General features: G+C 65.0%; 15 protein-coding genes and 4 tRNA genes. All 19 read left to right on the top strand.

All coding sequences use genetic code 11. The features are described 5' to 3' along the window. Window positions 1-14: 14 nt before the first annotated feature. The 19 genes from trpC (at window position 15) to ACSQ9A_RS04140 (ending at window position 18207) form a co-directional block, all read left to right on the top strand. Window positions 15-815 (top strand): indole-3-glycerol phosphate synthase TrpC, encoded by an 801-nt coding sequence (trpC, locus tag ACSQ9A_RS04050; RefSeq protein WP_436302780.1) that lies wholly within the window; start codon window positions 15-17, stop codon window positions 813-815. Beyond that, a complete protein-coding gene (locus ACSQ9A_RS04055) occupies window positions 812-1516 on the top strand; it encodes a uracil-DNA glycosylase (RefSeq protein WP_436295935.1) in 705 nt (234 codons plus the stop codon). Before trpC ends, ACSQ9A_RS04055 begins: the two co-directional genes overlap by 4 nt. A 102-nt stretch (window positions 1517-1618) precedes the next feature. Then, a tRNA-Tyr gene (locus ACSQ9A_RS04060) sits at window positions 1619-1704 on the top strand. Window positions 1705-1758: 54 nt separating this feature from the next. Continuing rightward, window positions 1759-1832, top strand: a tRNA-Gly gene (locus tag ACSQ9A_RS04065). Between the two features lie 40 nt (window positions 1833-1872). After that, a tRNA-Thr gene (locus ACSQ9A_RS04070) sits at window positions 1873-1947 on the top strand. A 76-nt stretch (window positions 1948-2023) separates the two neighbouring features. After that, the gene (gene tuf / locus ACSQ9A_RS04075) at window positions 2024-3217 is read left to right on the top strand and encodes an elongation factor Tu (RefSeq protein WP_436296086.1); all 1194 of its coding nucleotides are present in this window, start codon (window positions 2024-2026) and stop codon (window positions 3215-3217) included. A 10-nt stretch (window positions 3218-3227) separates the two neighbouring features. Then, window positions 3228-3303: transfer RNA gene (locus ACSQ9A_RS04080), tRNA-Trp, on the top strand. A gap of 144 nt (window positions 3304-3447) precedes the next feature. Then, entirely contained in the window at window positions 3448-3831 is a 384-nt protein-coding gene (secE, locus tag ACSQ9A_RS04085; protein WP_436295417.1) for a preprotein translocase subunit SecE, read from the top strand. After that, window positions 3831-4427: a transcription termination/antitermination protein NusG gene (gene nusG / locus ACSQ9A_RS04090; RefSeq protein WP_093111291.1), complete on the top strand. Its 597-nt coding sequence runs from the start codon at window positions 3831-3833 to the stop codon at window positions 4425-4427. The genes secE and nusG overlap by 1 nt, the downstream gene beginning before the upstream one ends. 116 nt (window positions 4428-4543) lie before the next feature. Beyond that, window positions 4544-4975 carry a 50S ribosomal protein L11 gene (gene rplK / locus ACSQ9A_RS04095; RefSeq protein WP_028252759.1) on the top strand — a complete coding sequence of 144 codons (432 nt, stop codon included), beginning with the start codon at window positions 4544-4546 and terminating at the stop codon, window positions 4973-4975. Then, a complete protein-coding gene (gene rplA / locus ACSQ9A_RS04100) occupies window positions 4975-5676 on the top strand; it encodes a 50S ribosomal protein L1 (protein WP_093111293.1) in 702 nt (233 codons plus the stop codon). Before rplK ends, rplA begins: the two co-directional genes overlap by 1 nt. A 7-nt stretch (window positions 5677-5683) precedes the next feature. Continuing rightward, window positions 5684-5917 carry a hypothetical protein gene (locus ACSQ9A_RS04105; RefSeq protein WP_139191792.1) on the top strand — a complete coding sequence of 78 codons (234 nt, stop codon included), beginning with the start codon at window positions 5684-5686 and terminating at the stop codon, window positions 5915-5917. Window positions 5918-5920: 3 nt separating this feature from the next. Continuing rightward, window positions 5921-6454 carry a 50S ribosomal protein L10 gene (gene rplJ, locus ACSQ9A_RS04110; protein ID WP_093111295.1) on the top strand — a complete coding sequence of 178 codons (534 nt, stop codon included), beginning with the start codon at window positions 5921-5923 and terminating at the stop codon, window positions 6452-6454. A gap of 38 nt (window positions 6455-6492) precedes the next feature. Then, window positions 6493-6870 carry a 50S ribosomal protein L7/L12 gene (gene rplL / locus ACSQ9A_RS04115; protein ID WP_093111297.1) on the top strand — a complete coding sequence of 126 codons (378 nt, stop codon included), beginning with the start codon at window positions 6493-6495 and terminating at the stop codon, window positions 6868-6870. A gap of 293 nt (window positions 6871-7163) precedes the next feature. Continuing rightward, window positions 7164-11288 (top strand): DNA-directed RNA polymerase subunit beta, encoded by a 4125-nt coding sequence (gene rpoB, locus ACSQ9A_RS04120; protein ID WP_093111391.1) that lies wholly within the window; start codon window positions 7164-7166, stop codon window positions 11286-11288. Between the two features lie 19 nt (window positions 11289-11307). Next, on the top strand, window positions 11308-15540 hold the full coding sequence (gene rpoC, locus ACSQ9A_RS04125) for a DNA-directed RNA polymerase subunit beta' (protein ID WP_436302781.1): 4233 nt from the start codon (window positions 11308-11310) through the stop codon (window positions 15538-15540). 72 nt (window positions 15541-15612) lie between these two features. Then, entirely contained in the window at window positions 15613-16215 is a 603-nt protein-coding gene (locus ACSQ9A_RS04130; protein WP_436302782.1) for a lema family protein, read from the top strand. 29 nt (window positions 16216-16244) lie between these two features. Then, window positions 16245-17603, top strand: a complete 1359-nt coding sequence (gene rsmB / locus ACSQ9A_RS04135) for a 16S rRNA (cytosine(967)-C(5))-methyltransferase RsmB (protein WP_244504094.1) — start codon at window positions 16245-16247, stop codon at window positions 17601-17603. A 58-nt stretch (window positions 17604-17661) separates the two neighbouring features. Further along, window positions 17662-18207, top strand: coding sequence for a DUF4390 domain-containing protein (locus ACSQ9A_RS04140; RefSeq protein WP_436295420.1), 546 nt, complete (start codon window positions 17662-17664; stop codon window positions 18205-18207). Window positions 18208-18218 lie beyond the last annotated feature (11 nt).

The following is an 18218-nucleotide window of genomic DNA, read 5'->3' on the forward strand; positions in this document are numbered from 1 at the left end:
GAGAGCAGAGAACCATGTCCGACATCCTCGAGAAGATCGTTGCCGTCAAGCGCGAAGAGGTCGCAGCAGCGCAGAAGAGAAGCTCGCTCGAAGCCGTGCGCTTCGATGCCGAAAGCCGGGTGCTCACGCGCGACTTCGTCGGCGCCTTGCGGGCCAAGATCGCGGCCGGCCAGGCGGCGGTGATCGCCGAGATCAAGAAAGCCAGCCCGAGCAAGGGCGTGCTGCGCGAAGAGTTCATCCCGGCCGATATCGCGCAGAGCTATGCCGAAGGCGACGGCAAGGTCAGCGCGGCCTGCCTCTCGGTGCTGACCGACCGCCAGTTCTTCCAGGGCGGCGTCGACTACCTCAAGCAGGCGCGCGCCTCCTGCGATCTGCCGGTGCTGCGCAAGGATTTCATCGTCGATGCCTACCAGGTCTACGAATCGCGCGCGATGGGTGCCGACGCGATCCTGCTGATCGCCGCCTGCCTCGACGATACGCAGATGCGCGACTTTGAAGCGATCGCCATGGGGCTCGGCATGGCGGTACTGGTCGAGGTGCACGATGGCGCCGAGCTCGATCGTGCGCTGACGCTCAAGACGCCGTTGATCGGCGTCAACAACCGCAACCTGCGCACTTTCGAGGTGTCGGTGCAAACCACCATCGACCTCATGCCCAAGGTGCCGGCCGGGCGCCTGCTGGTCACCGAATCGGGCATTTCGACGCGCGACGAGGTCGCGAAGCTGCGCGCGGCGGGGGTGCATGCCTTCCTGGTCGGCGAGGCTTTCATGCGCGCCGACGAACCGGGCGAGGCGCTCGCCGAACTCTTCCAATGAGCGCGTTGGCCAATCAGCTGGCGAGCTGCGATCCGGCCGATTGGCCCGTCGCGCCAGGCTGGCAGCCGCTGGTCGACGGCTTTTTCGGTGGGCCGGTCGGGCAGAAGCTGCTCGGCTTCCTGCGCGAGAGGCTGGACGCCGGTGCGGTGATCTTCCCGCCGCAGCCGCTGCGCGCGCTGGAGCTCACGCCGCCCGAGACGGTGCGCGTGGTGATCCTGGGCCAGGACCCGTACCACGGCCGCGGCCAAGCCGAGGGGCTGGCCTTCTCGGTGGCGCCGGGCGTTGCGCTGCCGCCTTCGCTGCGCAACATCTTCAAGGAGCTCGAACGCGATCTGGGCACCTCTCCGCCCAGGTTCCCGGATCCGGGCGGCAGCTTGGTCAAGTGGGCGACGCACGGCGTGCTGCTACTCAACACCTGCCTCACCGTGGAGGAGGCCCAGCCGGCCAGCCATGCGGGCCGCGGCTGGGAAGTGCTGACCGACGCGGTGATTCGCCACGTGGCAGAGGGCGAGCGCTCGGTCGTGTTCATGCTCTGGGGCTCGCACGCGCAGAGCAAGCGGGCGCTGATCGACACCCGTCGGCACAAGGTGCTGACCGCGAACCATCCCTCGCCGCTCTCGGCGCTGCGCCCGCCCGTGCCCTTCATCGGTTGCGGCCACTTCGGCCAGGCACGCGCCTGGCGTGAATCGCAGGGCCTTTGATTAGCCCGGGTAAAATGCGCGACGCAACCTGCGACGCAGCAACTTTTGGCGGGGGCTGTCATCGACCTGCCCTCCCAACCGTGCTATATTCCGAGGTTCGCCGGAGAGGTGGCCGAGTGGTTAATGGCAGCAGACTGTAAATCTGCCCTCTTACGAGTACGCTGGTTCGAATCCAGCCCTCTCCACCAGCGAAGAAAAGGACAAAGCAGAGCGAAAACTCGAAGCGTTGGCGCGCCGCGAATGCGGGAGTAGTTCAATGGTAGAACCCTAGCCTTCCAAGCTAATGACGCGGGTTCGATTCCCGTCTCCCGCTCCAGAAGTCCAGTTCGACGCAAGGCACAGTTTTTTTGAATTTCGCCCATTTGGCTCAGTGGTAGAGCACTCCCTTGGTAAGGGAGAGGTCGCGGGTCCGATTCCCGCAATGGGCACCAGGTTTTTGGGGTTGCAGTCTTCGGGTTGCAACCCCATATCAGTGTGTTGATCTAGTTATTTTTCGGAGTCGAGAAAATGGCAAAAGGAAAATTCACCCGCACGAAGCCGCACGTGAACGTGGGCACGATCGGTCACGTGGACCATGGCAAGACCACGCTGACGGCGGCGATTGCGACGGTGCTGTCGACGAAGTTCGGCGGCGAAGCCAAGGCCTACGACCAGATCGACGCGGCGCCTGAAGAAAAAGCGCGCGGCATCACCATCAACACCGCCCACGTCGAATACGAAACGGCCAACCGCCACTACGCCCACGTCGACTGCCCCGGCCACGCCGACTACGTCAAGAACATGATCACCGGTGCCGCCCAGATGGACGGCGCCATCCTCGTGTGCTCGGCCGCCGACGGCCCCATGCCCCAGACCCGCGAGCACATCCTGCTGGCCCGTCAGGTCGGTGTGGGCTACATCATCGTCTTCCTGAACAAGTGCGACATGGTGGACGACGCCGAGCTGCTGGAGCTCGTCGAAATGGAAGTGCGCGAGCTGCTGGACAAGTACGAATTCCCCGGCGACGACACCCCCATCATCCATGGCTCGGCCAAGCTCGCCCTGGAAGGCGACAAGGGCAAGCTGGGCGAGGAAGCCATCATGAAGCTGGCTGACGCGCTGGACACCTACATCCCCACGCCCGAGCGCGCGGTCGATGGCACCTTCCTGATGCCCGTGGAAGACGTGTTCTCCATCTCCGGCCGCGGCACGGTGGTGACCGGCGCTGTGGAGCGCGGCGTCATCAAGGTCGGCGAGGAAATCGAGATCGTGGGCATCCGCCCGACGGTGAAGACCACCTGTACCGGCGTGGAAATGTTCCGCAAGCTGCTGGACCAGGGCCAGGCCGGCGACAACGTCGGCGTGCTGCTGCGCGGCACCAAGCGCGAAGAAGTCGAGCGCGGCCAGGTGCTGTGCAAGCCCGGCTCGATCAAGCCGCACACGCACTTCACCGCCGAGGTGTATGTGCTGAGCAAGGACGAAGGCGGGCGTCACACGCCGTTCTTCAACAACTATCGCCCGCAGTTCTACTTCCGCACGACGGACGTGACCGGCGCGATCGAGCTGCCCAAGGACAAGGAAATGGTCATGCCCGGCGACAACGTCAGCATCACCGTGAAGCTGATCAACCCGATCGCCATGGAAGAAGGCCTGCGCTTCGCGATCCGCGAAGGCGGCCGCACCGTGGGCTCGGGCGTGGTGGCGAAGATCCTCGACGTATAAAGGATTGCACAGGGGTATAGCTCAATTGGCAGAGCGTCGGTCTCCAAAACCGAAGGTTGTAGGTTCGATTCCTACTGCCCCTGCCACCTGAGGGTGGTGCTCTCGAACAAATAAGCCCGTCATAGCCTGACGGAAAGGCAGAAAAAGCCCGTCATAGCCTGACGGGCTTCGGCGTCTCAAGAAGACGTATTGAATTGAAGGCCGAAAGGCCGCAGGAATAAAGCCGCAAGATGGCCACTTCTCAAATCGAAACCGTGAGTACGGGCGCAGACAAGGCCAAGCTGGCCGTGGCTGTCGTGCTCGCGGTGGGCGCCATCGTGGCGTTCTATCTGCTCTCGCGCCAAGGTGCGATCGTGCAGTGGGCCGCCCTGCTGGTGGGCCTTGCCGCCGCTGTCGGCGCGTTCGCGAGCTCGGAGAGCGGTCGTCAGCTGTGGGCTTTCGGCCGCGATTCGTGGCGCGAGGTCAAGAAAGTCGTGTGGCCTTCGCGCAAGGAAACGATCCAGATGACGGCCTACGTGTTTGGCTTCGTCGCGATCATGTCCGTCTTCCTTTGGCTCACCGACAAGACGCTCGAATGGGTGTTCTTCGACCTCATTCTGGGCTGGAGAAAATAATGACTGACGACGCTGTCGAAACCACGCCGGAAAGCACTTCCCTGCTGGCACCTCCCGCCAACCCCGATCTGCGCTGGTACGTGGTGCACGCGTACTCGGGCATGGAAAAGGCCGTGGAGCGCAACATCCTCGAGCGCATCAACCGCGCCGGCATGCAGAGCAAGTTCGGCCGCATCCTGGTGCCGACCGAAGAAGTGGTCGAGATCAAGAACGGCCAGAAGCGCACCACCGAGCGCCGCTTCTTCCCGGGCTACGTGCTGGTCGAGATGATCATGGACGACGAAAGCTGGCACCTGGTGAAGCACACCAACAAGGTGACGGGCTTCGTCGGCGGCGCGAAGAACCGGCCGGCCCCGATCTCGCAGAAAGAGGTCGAGGACATCGTCAGCCAGATGCAACAGGGCACCGAGAAGCCGCGCCACAAGGTCGAGTTCGTCGTGGGCGAATTCGTGCGCGTCAAGGAAGGCCCGTTCACCGACTTCAACGGCACGGTCGAGGAAGTCAACTACGAGAAGAGCAAGGTGCGCGTGTCGGTCATGATTTTCGGCCGCGCGACGCCTGTCGAACTCGAGTTCAGCCAGGTGGAAAAGACCTGAAGACAGTTTCGGCCTGGCGCTTCCCGACTCGGCGCTGGGTTTTATTCGAAGAGTCGTCAACCCCGGGGAGCTGCGGCTGAACAAGCCAAGGCGTCATCACCCGCAAGGAGAAAAGCATGGCGAAAAAAATCGTCGGCTTCATCAAGCTGCAAGTGCCAGCTGGTAAAGCCAATCCGTCGCCGCCGATCGGTCCCGCACTGGGCCAGCGCGGTTTGAACATCATGGAATTCTGCAAGGCGTTCAACGCGCAGACCCAAGGCGTCGAGCCGGGCCTGCCGCTGCCGGTGGTCATCACCGCGTTCGCCGACAAGAGCTTCACCTTCATCATCAAGACGCCGCCGGCGATCACCTTGATCAAGAAGGCCATCAAGCTCGAGAAGGGTTCCGCCCGTCCGCATACCGACAAGGTCGGCAAGATCACGCGCGCCCAGCTCGAAGAGATCGCCAAGACCAAGATGAAGGACCTGACGGCAGCCGATCTGGACGCCGCGGTTCGCACCATCGCCGGCTCCGCCCGTTCGATGGGCGTGAATGTGGAGGGCGTGTAATGGCCAAGATCACCAAGAAGCAAAAAGCGCTCGTGGGCAAGGTCGACAGCAACAAGCTGTACCCGCTCGTCGACGCGATCGGCATCATCAAGGAAGCCGCCACCGCGAAGTTCGATGAGTCGATCGACGTGGCCGTGCAGCTCGGCATCGATGCCAAGAAGTCTGACCAGGTCGTGCGCGGCGCCGTCGTGCTGCCCAACGGCACCGGCAAGACCAAGCGCGTGGCGGTGTTCGCCCAGGGCGCAAAGGCTGAGGAAGCCAAGGCCGCCGGCGCCGACATCGTCGGCATGGACGACCTGGCTGCGATGGTGAAGGCTGGCGACATGCCCTTCGACGTCGTGATCGCTGCACCGGACGCGATGCGCGTGGTCGGTACGCTGGGTCAGATCCTCGGCCCGCGCGGCCTGATGCCGAACCCGAAGGTCGGCACCGTGACGCCCGACGTCGCGACCGCCGTCAAGAACGCCAAGGCCGGCCAGGTGCAGTTCCGCGTCGACAAGGCCGGCATCGTGCACGGCACCATCGGCCGTCGTTCGTTCGACACCGACAAGCTGCAGGGCAACCTGGCGGCGCTGATCGAGGCGCTTGTCAAGGCGAAGCCGGCCACCAGCAAGGGTGTGTACCTGCGCAAGGTGGCCGTGTCGTCGACGATGGGTGTGGGTGTCCGCGTGGACACGCAAACCATCGCCGCGCAAGGTTGAGTTTGTCGTGAAGGATTTGCCTCATCGCCGGTCAAACGGCGGCGAGGCGATGTGGTGGGTCGGGGCGGCGTTCAAGCGCTTCCCCGGGCCATCCAAGACCGCTGGTGTGCAGGGCAACCCGCACTTAATCGCCAGCGCAGATGGCGATCCCGCTGCAGAGGAACCTGGTTCCGAAAACAGTTGGTCGCTGCATGAAGCGCGTCTCGAGGCTCTGGCCGAGGGGCGCATTGAAAAGGAGTAGACCTTGAGTCTGAATCGCAGTGAGAAAGAAGCGGTCATCAGTGATGTGACCAGCCTCGCCGCAAAAGCTCAAACGCTCGTGATGGCGGAGTACCGTGGCATCACGGTCGCCGACATGACCAAACTGCGCAACGATGCGCGCAGCAAGGCTGTGACCCTGAGTGTTCTCAAGAACACGCTGGCACGCCGCGCTGTCGCAGGTAGCTCGTTTGAGATCGTGTCCGACCAGATGACCGGTCCGTTGATCTATGGCTTCTCCGAAGACGCCGTGGCTGCCGCGAAAGTGGTGGCCGATTTCGCGAAGACCAACGACAAGCTGGTGATTCGCGGCGGTGCTTTCGGTGGCAAGGCCCTGGACGTCGAGGGCGTGAAGCAACTGGCCAACATCCCTTCGAAGGAAGTGCTGTTGTCGCAGCTGCTGGGCTTGATGCAATCCCCGATCTCGCGCACGGCCCGTGTCCTGGCCGCGCTCGCCGAGAAGCGTGGTGGTGGCGAAGCACAGGCGGAAGCTCCCGCCGCAGAAGGAGTCGCTGCCTAAGCGCGCGACTTTTCACCCAACTTATTTAGGAATCAAAAATGGCATTCGATAAAGACGCATTTCTGACCGCGCTCGACAGCATGACGGTCCTGGAACTCAACGACCTGGTGAAAGCCATCGAAGAGAAGTTCGGCGTGAGCGCCGCAGCAATGGCCGCTCCCGCCGGCGCCGGCGGTGGCGCTGCTGCAGCCGTCGTCGAAGAGAAGACCGAGTTCAACGTCGTTCTGCTCGACGCAGGCGCGAACAAGGTGTCGGCGATCAAGGCCGTGCGCGAAATCACCGGCCTGGGCCTCAAGGAAGCCAAGGACCTGGTGGAAGCCGCTCCCAAGGCCGTCAAGGAAGGCCTGCCGAAGGCAGACGCCGAAGCGGCCAAGAAGAAGCTGGAAGACGCCGGCGCCAAGGTGGAACTGAAGTAATTCGGTTCTTCCGGAGGGCTGGAGTGTGCCGAAAGGCCCTCCAGCCTTTGCCGCTTTCAGAGCGCACCCAAAAGCCGGCTTGGCGCCGGCTTTCCCGGAGACCTTCAGGTCGACGGAAAAGCCAAACCGAGACGATTTTTGAGTGTCTTCTGACCCCGACTGCAGAAGACCCCTTGGTTCGGGTGATGTGCAACGCATCACCGTCCGCCAGGGCTGGTAGTGGCCAGCCACCAAGGAGAGTGGTGCTCAAGCACCCGACCAAGTCGCTGAAGATCTCAAGCTCCGGAGCTCTCATGGCCCAAACGTCCACGTACAGTTACACCGAACGCAAGCGCATCCGAAAGAATTTCGGCAATCGCGACAGCGTCGTCGAAATCCCCTACCTGCTGCAGATGCAGAAAGACGCGTACACCGCGTTCCTGCAGGCCGGCATTGCACCCCAGAAGCGCACCGTGGAAGGCCTGCAGGCTGCATTCGACGCTGCCTTCCCGATCGTCTCGCACAACGGTTTCGTCGAGATGAAGTTCCTCGAGTACAACCTCGCGAAGCCTGCCTTCGACGTGCGCGAGTGCCAGACCCGCGGGCTGACTTTCGCCTCGGCCGTGCGCGCCAAGGTGCAACTGATCATCTATGACCGCGAATCGTCGACCTCGCAGTCGAAGGTGGTCAAGGAAGTGAAGGAGCAAGAGGTCTACATGGGCGAAGTGCCGCTCATGACCGACAAGGGCTCCTTCATCATCAACGGCACCGAGCGCGTCATCGTGTCGCAGCTGCACCGTTCGCCCGGCGTGTTCTTCGAGCACGACAAGGGCAAGACGCACAGCTCCGGCAAGCTCCTGTTCTCGGCCCGCGTGATTCCCTATCGCGGTTCGTGGCTGGACTTCGAGTTCGACCCGAAGGACATGCTGTACTTCCGCGTCGACCGCCGCCGCAAGATGCCGGTCACGATCCTGCTGAAGGCCATCGGCCTGAACCCGGAATCGATCCTCGCGAACTTCTTCGTGAACGACAACTTCCGTCTGATGGACAGCGGCGCGCAGATGGAGTTCGTCTCCGAGCGCCTGCGCGGTGAAGTCGCGCGTTTCGACATCACCGACAAGTCCGGCAAGGTCGTGGTCGCCAAGGACAAGCGCGTCACCGCGCGCCACACGCGCGAACTCGAGCAGACGGGCACCACGCACATCAGTGTGCCGGAAGACTTCCTGGTCGGCCGCGTGATCGCGCGCAACATCGTCGACGCCGACTCCGGCGAGATCCTGGCCAAAGCCAACGACGAGCTGACCGAAGCGCTCCTGAAGAAGCTGCGCGCCGCCGGCGTGCAGGACGTGCAGGCCATCTACACCAACGAACTCGACCAGGGCGCGTACATCTCGCAGACCCTGCGCATCGACGAGACGGTGGACGAGTTCGCCGCCCGCGTGGCGATCTACCGCATGATGCGCCCCGGCGAGCCGCCGACGGAAGACGCGGTGCAGGCCCTGTTCCAGCGTCTGTTCTACAACCCCGACACCTACGACCTGTCGCGCGTCGGCCGCATGAAGTTCAACGCCAAGGTCGGCCGCGACGAGTCGACCGGCCCGATGGTGCTGACCAACGAGGACATCCTCGCCGTGGTCAAGATCCTGGTGGACCTGCGCAACGGCCGCGGCGAAGTGGACGACATCGACCACCTCGGCAACCGCCGCGTGCGCTGCGTCGGCGAACTGGCCGAGAACCAGTACCGCACCGGCCTCGCCCGCATCGAGAAGGCCGTGAAGGAACGCCTGGGCCAGGCCGAGCAAGAGCCGCTCATGCCGCACGACCTGATCAACAGCAAGCCGATCTCCGCCGCGCTGAAGGAATTCTTCGGCGCCTCGCAGCTGTCGCAGTTCATGGACCAGACCAACCCGCTGTCCGAGATCACGCACAAGCGCCGCGTCTCGGCCCTCGGCCCGGGCGGCCTGACGCGCGAACGCGCCGGCTTCGAAGTGCGCGACGTGCACGTCACGCATTACGGCCGCGTGTGCCCGATCGAAACGCCTGAAGGTCCGAACATCGGCCTGATCAATTCGCTGGCGCTCTACGCGCGCTTGAACGAATACGGCTTCATCGAGACGCCGTACCGCCGCGTGATCGACGGCAAGGTCACGAACGAGATCGACTACCTGTCGGCCATCGAAGAAGGCAAGTATGTGATCGCGCAGGCCAACGCCGCGCTCGACAAGGACGGCCGCCTCACGGGCGACCTGGTGTCGGCGCGCGAAACCGGCGAATCGATCCTGGTCAGCGCCGAGCGCGTGCAGTACATGGACGTGTCGCCGGCGCAGATCGTGTCGGTGGCCGCGTCGCTGGTGCCCTTCCTCGAGCACGACGATGCGAACCGCGCGCTCATGGGCGCCAACATGCAGCGCCAGGCCGTGCCGGTGCTGCGTCCCGAAAAGGCCTTCGTCGGTACCGGCATCGAGCGCGTCTCCGCGGTCGACTCGGGCACCGTGGTCACGGCCACCCGCGGCGGCATCGTCGACTATGTCGACGCCACCCGCATCGTGGTGCGCGTGAACGATGCCGAAGCGGCGGCCGGTGAAGTCGGTGTCGACATCTACAACCTGATCAAGTATCAGCGTTCGAACCAGAACACCAACATCCACCAGCGTCCGATCGTCAAGCGCGGCGACAAGATCGCCAAGGGCGACGTGGTGGCCGACGGCGCATCCACCGACCTCGGCGAGCTGGCCCTGGGCCAGAACATGCTGGTCGCGTTCATGCCCTGGAACGGCTACAACTTCGAAGACTCGATCCTGATCAGCGAACGCGTGGTGGCCGAAGACCGCTACACCTCGATCCACATCGAGGAACTGGTGGTGATGGCCCGCGACACCAAGCTCGGTGCCGAGGAAATCACGCGCGACATCCCGAACCTGGCCGAGCAGCAGCTCAACCGCCTGGACGAGTCGGGGATCATCTACGTCGGCGCCGAAGTGCAGCCGGGCGACACGCTGGTCGGCAAGGTCACGCCCAAGGGCGAAACCACGCTGACGCCTGAAGAGAAGCTGCTGCGCGCGATCTTCGGCGAGAAGGCTTCCGACGTGAAGGACACTTCGCTGCGCGTCGACCAGGGCTCGCAAGGCACCGTGATCGACGTCCAGGTGTTCACCCGCGAAGGCATCACGCGCGACAAGCGCGCCCAGCAGATCATCGACGACGAGCTCAAGCGCTTCCGCCTCGACCTGAACGACCAGCTTCGCATCGTCGAAGCCGACGCCTTCGACCGGATCGAGAAGCTGCTGGTCGGCAAGGCCGCCAACGGCGGCCCGAACAAGCTGGCCAAGGGCACCAAGCTGGACAAGGCCTACCTCTCGTCGATCGAGAAGTTCCACTGGTTCGACATCCGCCCGGCGGACGACGACGTGGCGTCGCAGCTCGAGTCGATCAAGAACTCGCTCGAGCAGACGCGCCACAGCTTCGACCTCGCCTTCGAAGAAAAGCGCAAGAAGCTCACGCAGGGCGACGAGCTGCCCGCGGGCGTGCTCAAGATGGTCAAGGTCTACCTGGCCGTCAAGCGCCGCCTGCAGCCCGGCGACAAGATGGCCGGCCGCCACGGCAACAAGGGTGTGGTGTCGAAGATCGTTCCGGTCGAAGACATGCCTCACATGGCCGACGGCACGCCGTGCGACATCTGCCTGAACCCGCTGGGCGTGCCTTCGCGGATGAACGTGGGCCAGGTGCTCGAAGTGCATCTGGGCTGGGCCGGCAAGGGCATCGGCCAGCGCATCGGCGACATGCTGCAGGCCGAGGCCAAGGTGGCCGAGCTGCGCAAGTTCATGGACCAGCTCTACAACGGCTCGGGCCGCAAGGAAGACCTCAGCAAGCTGAGCGATGCCGACGTGCTCGAGATGGCCGGAAACCTGTCGACCGGCGTGCCCTTCGCGACCCCCGTGTTCGACGGCGCTTCGGAAGAAGAGATCCGCGGCATGCTCAAGCTGGCTTATCCGGAAGAGATCGCCAAGGCCAAGGGCCTGACCGACACCCGCACGCAGGCCTACCTGTTCGACGGCCGCACCGGCGACCAGTTCGAGCGTCCGGTCACGGTCGGCTACATGCACGTGCTCAAGCTGCACCACCTGGTGGACGACAAGATGCACGCCCGCTCGACCGGCCCGTACAGCCTGGTCACCCAGCAGCCGCTGGGCGGCAAGGCACAGTTCGGCGGCCAGCGTTTCGGCGAAATGGAAGTGTGGGCGCTCGAAGCCTACGGCGCCGCCTACGTGCTGCAGGAAATGCTGACGGTGAAGTCCGACGACGTGCAGGGTCGTACCAAGGTCTACGAGAGCATCGTCAAGGGCGAACACTCGATCGAAGCCGGCATGCCGGAATCGTTCAATGTGCTGGTCAAGGAAATTCGTTCCTTGGGCCTCGACATTGAACTGGAACGTTCTTAATTGAGAGGGAAAGAGTCAAATGAAATCGCTACTCGACCTGTTCAAGCAATTCACGCCCGATGAGCATTTCGATGCCATCCGCATCGGCATGGCTTCGCCCGAGAAGATCCGTTCGTGGTCCTTCGGCGAGGTGAAGAAGCCAGAGACCATCAACTACCGGACCTTCAAGCCCGAGCGCGACGGCCTGTTCTGCGCCAAGATCTTCGGGCCAATCAAGGACTACGAGTGCCTGTGCGGCAAGTACAAGCGCCTGAAGCACCGCGGCGTGATCTGCGAGAAGTGCGGCGTTGAAGTCACTCAGACCAAGGTGCGCCGCGAGCGCATGGGTCACATCGACCTGGCCGCGCCCTGCGCCCACATCTGGTTCCTGAAGTCGCTGCCCTCGCGCCTGGGCCTCGTGCTCGACATGACGCTGCGCGACATCGAGCGCGTGCTGTACTTCGAAGCCTACGTGATCACCGACCCCGGCATGACCCCGCTGAAGAAGTTCGGCATCATGTCCGAGGACGACTACGACGCGAAGCGCAAGGAATACGGCGACGAGTTCATCGCCAAGATGGGCGCCGAAGGCATCAAGGACCTGCTGATGGGCATCGAGCTCGACAGCGAGATCGAGAAGCTGCGCGGCGACCTGACCGGCTCCGAAGTCAAGGTCAAGAAGAACTCCAAGCGCCTCAAGGTGCTGGAAGCCTTCCGCAAGTCGGGCATCAAGCCCGAGTGGATGGTGCTCGACGTGCTGCCCGTGCTGCCGCCGGACCTGCGTCCGCTGGTGCCGCTGGACGGCGGCCGCTTCGCGACCTCCGACCTGAACGACCTGTACCGCCGCGTCATCAACCGCAATTCCCGCCTGCGCCGCCTGCTCGAGCTGAAGGCGCCGGAGATCATCGCGCGCAACGAAAAGCGGATGCTGCAGGAAGCCGTCGACAGCCTGCTGGACAACGGCCGCCGCGGCAAGGCCATGACGGGCGCCAACAAGCGCGCGCTCAAGTCGCTGGCCGACATGATCAAGGGCAAGAGCGGTCGCTTCCGCCAGAACCTGCTGGGCAAGCGCGTCGACTACTCGGGCCGTTCGGTCATCGTGGTCGGCCCGACGCTCAAGCTGCACCAGTGCGGCCTGCCGAAGCTGATGGCGCTCGAGCTCTTCAAGCCCTTCATCTTCTCGCGCCTCGAAGCCATGGGCATCGCCACCACCATCAAGGCGGCGAAGAAGGAAGTCGAATCCGGCACGCCGGTGGTGTGGGACATCCTGGAAGAGGTGATCAAGGAGCACCCGGTGATGCTCAACCGCGCACCGACCCTGCACCGCCTCGGCATCCAGGCCTTCGAGCCGATCCTGATCGAAGGCAAGGCGATCCAGCTGCACCCGCTGGTTTGTGCGGCCTTCAACGCCGACTTCGACGGCGACCAGATGGCCGTCCACGTGCCGCTGTCGGTGGAAGCGCAGATGGAAGCCCGCACGCTGATGCTGGCCTCCAACAACGTGCTGTTCCCGGCCAGCGGCGAGCCCTCGATCGTGCCGTCGCAGGACGTGGTGCTGGGCCTCTACTACACGACCCGCGAGCGCATCAACGGCAAGGGCGAGGGCCTGATCTTCTCCGACATCGGTGAAGTGCAGCGCGCGCTCGACGCCAACGTGGTCGAGCTCACCGCCAAGGTCAGCGTGCGCATCACCGAGTACACGAAGGACAAGGAATCGGGCGAGTTCACGCCCAAGACCGAACTCGTCGATACGACCGTGGGCCGCGCGCTGCTGTCCGAGATCCTGCCCAAGGGCCTGCCGTTCTCGAACATCAACAAGGCGCTGAAGAAGAAGGAAATCTCCAAGCTCATCAACGTCTCGTTCCGCAAGTGCGGCCTGAAGGAGACCGTGGTCTTCGCCGACAAGCTGCTGCAGAACGGCTTCCGCCTGGCGACCAAGGCCGGCATCTCGATCGCCATCGACGACATGCTGGTGCCGGCCGAGAAGCACGGCATCATCGAGCGCTCGGCCAAGGAAGTGAAGGAGATCGAGCAGCAGTACGTCTCGGGCCTGGTGACTTCCGGCGAACGCTACAACAAGGTGGTGGACATCTGGGGCAAGGCCGGCGACGAGGTGTCGAAGGTCATGATGGCCAAGCTCTCGAAAGAGAAGGTCACCGACCGCCACGGCAAGGAAGTGGAGCAGGAGTCCTTCAACTCCATCTACATGATGGCCGACTCGGGCGCCCGCGGTTCCGCCGCGCAGATCCGCCAGGTCGCCGGCATGCGGGGCCTGATGGCCAAGCCCGACGGCTCCATCATCGAGACGCCGATCACCGCGAACTTCCGCGAAGGCCTGAACGTGCTGGAGTACTTCATCTCCACCCACGGTGCCCGAAAGGGTCTGGCCGACACCGCGCTGAAGACCGCGAACTCCGGCTACCTGACGCGCCGACTGGTCGACGTGACCCAGGACCTGGTCGTGATCGAGCAGGATTGCGGCACGCACGAAGGCGCAGCGATGCGCGCGATCGTCGAAGGCGGTGAAGTCATCGAGTCGCTGCGCGAGCGCATCCTCGGCCGTACTGCGGCCGAAGACGTGCTGCATCCCGAAACGCGTGCCGTGCTGGCCAAGGCCGGCGACATGCTCGACGAGGACGTGATCGAGGTGCTCGAAGCCGAAGGCGTCGACGAAGTCAAGGTGCGCACGGCACTCACCTGCGCGACCCGCTTCGGCATCTGCGCCAAGTGCTACGGCCGCGACCTCGGCCGCGGCGGCCTGGTCAACAACGGCGAGGCGGTCGGCGTGATCGCGGCCCAGTCGATCGGCGAACCCGGCACGCAGCTCACGATGCGCACCTTCCACATCGGTGGTGCGGCTTCGCGTGCGGCGGTGGCTTCGAGCGTCGAGGCCAAGTCCAACGGCGTGATCGGCTTCAACGCCACGATGCGCTACGTGACCAACAGCAAGAACGAGCTGGTCGTGATCGCGCGTTCGGGCGAGATCGTCATCCATGACGAGCACGGCCGCGAGCGCGAACGCCACAAGGTGCCGTACGGCGCCACGCTGGCGGTCAAGGCCGACCAGCAGGTCAAGGCCGGCCAGGTGCTGGCCAACTGGGATCCGCTGACGCGCCCGATCATCACGGAGTTCGCCGGCAAGACCAAGTTCGAGAACGTCGAGGAAGGCCTCACGGTCGCGAAGCAGGTCGACGAGGTCACGGGCCTGTCGACGCTGGTGGTGATCGATCCGAAGCGCCGCGGCGCGGCCAAGGTCGTGCGTCCGCAGGTGAAGCTGGTCGACGCCACGGGCAACGAGGTCAAGATCCCCGGCACCGACCACTCGGTGACCATCGGCTTCCCGATCGGTTCGCTGGTGCAGATCCGCGACGGCCAGGACGTGGGCCCCGGCGAGGTGCTGGCGCGCATTCCGGTCGAAGGCCAGAAGACCCGCGACATCACCGGCGGTCTGCCGCGCGTGGCCGAGCTGTTCGAGGCGCGTTCGCCGAAGGACAAGGGCATGCTGGCCGAGATGACCGGTACCGTGTCGTTCGGCAAGGAGACCAAGGGCAAGATCCGCCTGCAGATCACCGACCCCGAAGGCAAGGTCTGGGAAGACCTGGTGCCGAAGGAGAAGAACATCCTGGTGCACGAAGGCCAGGTGGTGAACAAGGGCGAAAGCGTGGTCGACGGCCCGGCGGATCCGCAGGACATCCTGCGCCTGCTGGGTTCCGAAGAACTCGCGCGCTACATCGTGGACGAAGTGCAGGACGTGTACCGTTTGCAGGGCGTGAAGATCAACGACAAGCACATTGAGGTGATCGTTCGCCAGATGCTGCGCCGCGTCGTGGTCGAGAACCCGGGCGACACCAACTACATCGCCGGCGAACAGGTCGAACGCAGCGAAATGCTCAACACCAACGACGCCCTGCGCGCCGCTGACAAGCTGCCCGCCACGTTCACCAACCTGTTGCTCGGTATCACGAAGGCATCGCTCTCGACCGACAGCTTCATCAGCGCCGCATCGTTCCAGGAAACGACGCGCGTGCTGACCGAAGCCGCGATCATGGGCAAGCGCGACGAGCTGCGCGGCTTGAAGGAAAACGTCATCGTCGGCCGCCTGATTCCCGCGGGCACCGGCATGGCGTATCACCAGGCACGCAAGGTCAAGGACGCGATGGACGAGGCCGAGCGCCGCGCGATCGCCGAGGCGGAAGCCGCCGACCTGGCCGCCAGCCCTTCGACCGACGATGCGACCACGGCCGACGCCAGCGAAGGCGCCGCGACCGAATAAATAACTGGTTAGCATCACCGGCATGACCGGTACCCATCGCCCCCCTTCCGCCCGCGGATGGGGGGCTTTTTCATGAGCGACATGCCCGATTCGCTGCCGTATTGGATCGTCGGCGCGGTGGCGCTGTTCTGGTTCGTCGGCGCCTACAACCGCATCGTGCGCCTGCGTTCGGCGGCGCTGCAGGCCTATGCGGCGCTCGACGCGGCGCTGGTGCGGCAGCTCGATTTCGTGCAGGCGCGCGTGGCCGAAGCGGTGCCTGCGCCTGCGCCGGCAGTGCCCAAGGGCGCGACGGCCGACGCCTCGCTGCAGGCGGCCGCCAGCCAGCTGGTGACCCTGCTTGCCGCCACGCGCCTCAAGCCGCTCGATCCGGCCGGCATCGGCGCGCTGGCCACCGCCTTGCATGTCATGCTCGGCGCCTGGCAGCGGCTGCATCCCGATGCGGTGGTCAGTTTCGAGGCCGACGGTACCCTGTCGCGACCCGCGCCGCTCGCGGCCAGGGAAGACGCGGCCGCCGGCTCGGCGCCGATCGCCTGGCCCGAGCCCTCGGCTGCGGCCGAAATCGCCCGCAACCAGTTCAACCTGGCCGTGACGCAGTACAACGCGGCCATCGCCCAGTTCCCGGCGCTGCTGGTGGCGTGGATCATGCAGCTGCGACCGGCAGCGCCCTTGCGCTGATCCTGCGTTCTTTCCTCATCGACACCAAGTTGGCAGACCTTCCAGACCCCATCCGCGCTCCGTCGCCCGTTTCGCCGCCGTTGTGGCGCCAGTTGCAGCTCACCGCCGTCGCGCTCGCCTCGATCCGCAGCGGCGTCTCGGGCTCGGTGGCCTTCGAGGCCGTCGATCCGGCCTTGCGGCCGGGCGTCCAGGCGCTGGGCTTCCAGGTGCTGCGCTGGCTCGGCCGGGCCGAGGCCCTGCGACGCCAGCTGGCCAAGCGCACGCCGCCGCCGGCGGCCGATGCCTTGCTCTGCACCGCGCTCGCGCTGGCCTGGGATGCCGCGCTGTCGCCCTACGAGCCGTTCACGCTTGTCGATCAGGCGGTCGAGGCCGCCAAGCGCAACCCCGGCACGCGTGCCCAGGCCAGCTTCATCAATGCCTGCCTGCGCCGCTTTCTGCGCGAACGCGATGAGCTGGTTGCGGCCACCGAGCGCGAGCCGGTCGCGCAATGGAACCATCCGCGCTGGTGGATCGAGCGCCTGCGGCGCGACCATCCGCGCGACTGGCAACGCGTGCTGGCGGCCGACAACACCCAGGGGCCGATGACGCTGCGCGTCAACACGCGCAAGACCGATGTGGCCGCCTACCGGCGCGCCCTGGAAGCCGTGAACCTGCAGGCCGTTCCCGTGGCGGCCAGCGGCCTGCAGTTGCTGGGCGCGCGGCCGGTCCAGGCGCTGCCGGGCTTTGCCGAGGGCGAATGCTCGGTGCAGGATGCGGCGGCCCAGCTGGCCGCGCCCCTTCTGCTCGAAGGACTGCAAGGCGCCGCGCCGCTGCGGGTGCTCGACGCCTGTGCGGCGCCGGGCGGCAAGACCGCCCACCTGCTCGAAGTGGCGGGACCGGATGCGATCGAGCTCACGGCACTCGAAATCGATGCCGGGCGCAGCCGGCGCATCGACGAGACGCTGGCCAGGCTCGGCCTGGCTGCCAAGGTCCTCGTCGCCGATGCCGCGCGGCCGAAGCAGTGGTGGGACGGCCAAGCCTTCGACGCCATCCTGCTCGACGCGCCTTGTACCGCCTCGGGCATCGTGCGGCGCCATCCCGACGTGCGCTGGCTGCGGCGCGAGAGCGATACCGAGCAGCTGGCGCTCCAGCAGGCGATGCTGCTGGCCGCCCTGTGGCCCCTGGTCCGGTCGGGCGGACGTTTGTTGTACTGCACCTGTTCGGTCTTCCGCGAAGAGGGGACGCACCAGATCGATGCGTTCCTTGCACACAACACCGACGCCCGTTTGCTGCCCTCGCCGGGGCATTTGCTGCCGCAAAGCGGGGGGATTGCCCGTGGCGTCCCGGACAATGCCTTGGGTGACCACGACGGATTTTTCTACGCCTTGCTCGAAAAGCAGCCGCGCTGAACGGCGGGGTTCGGTCTGGCTCGCCGCGCTGGCGGTCCTCGCCCTCCTTCTGGCGTGGATGCCGGCCCTGGCGCAGTCGCGCAGCGCCACGGTCAGCCAGCTCCGGCTCGAGCAGGCCGACGACGGTGTCTACCTCAGCGCTCAGGTGCAGTTCGAACTGCCGGGACTGGTCGAGGAGGTGCTCGACAAGGGGATCGCGATCTATTTCGTGGCCGACGCCGAGCTCTACCGGGAGCGCTGGTACTGGACCGACCTCAAGGTGGCGCAGGCCACGCGCCACATGCGGCTCGCCTACCAGCCGCTCACGCGCCGCTGGCGGCTCAACGTCTCTCCGGTGCCGATCACGAACGCGGGCTTCGGCGTTTCGCTGAACCAGAATTTCGACACCCTCGAGGACGCGCTCGAAGGCGTGCGGCGTGTGGGCCGGCTGCGGCTGGGCGACATCGCCGAGATCGGTGACGATCACGTGCATCCCGTGAGCTTCCGCTTCCGGCTCGACACCTCGCAGCTGCCGCGGCCCTTCCAGATCGGCGTGGTCGGCCAGGCCGACTGGAACATCTCGGCCGAGCGCAGCGCACGCCTGCCGCTGGAGAAGGCCAAGTGAGTACCGATCCA

It is taken from the genome of Variovorax sp. LjRoot290 (genome assembly GCF_964253985.1).
Classification (GTDB): Bacteria; Pseudomonadota; Gammaproteobacteria; order Burkholderiales; family Burkholderiaceae_C; genus Variovorax.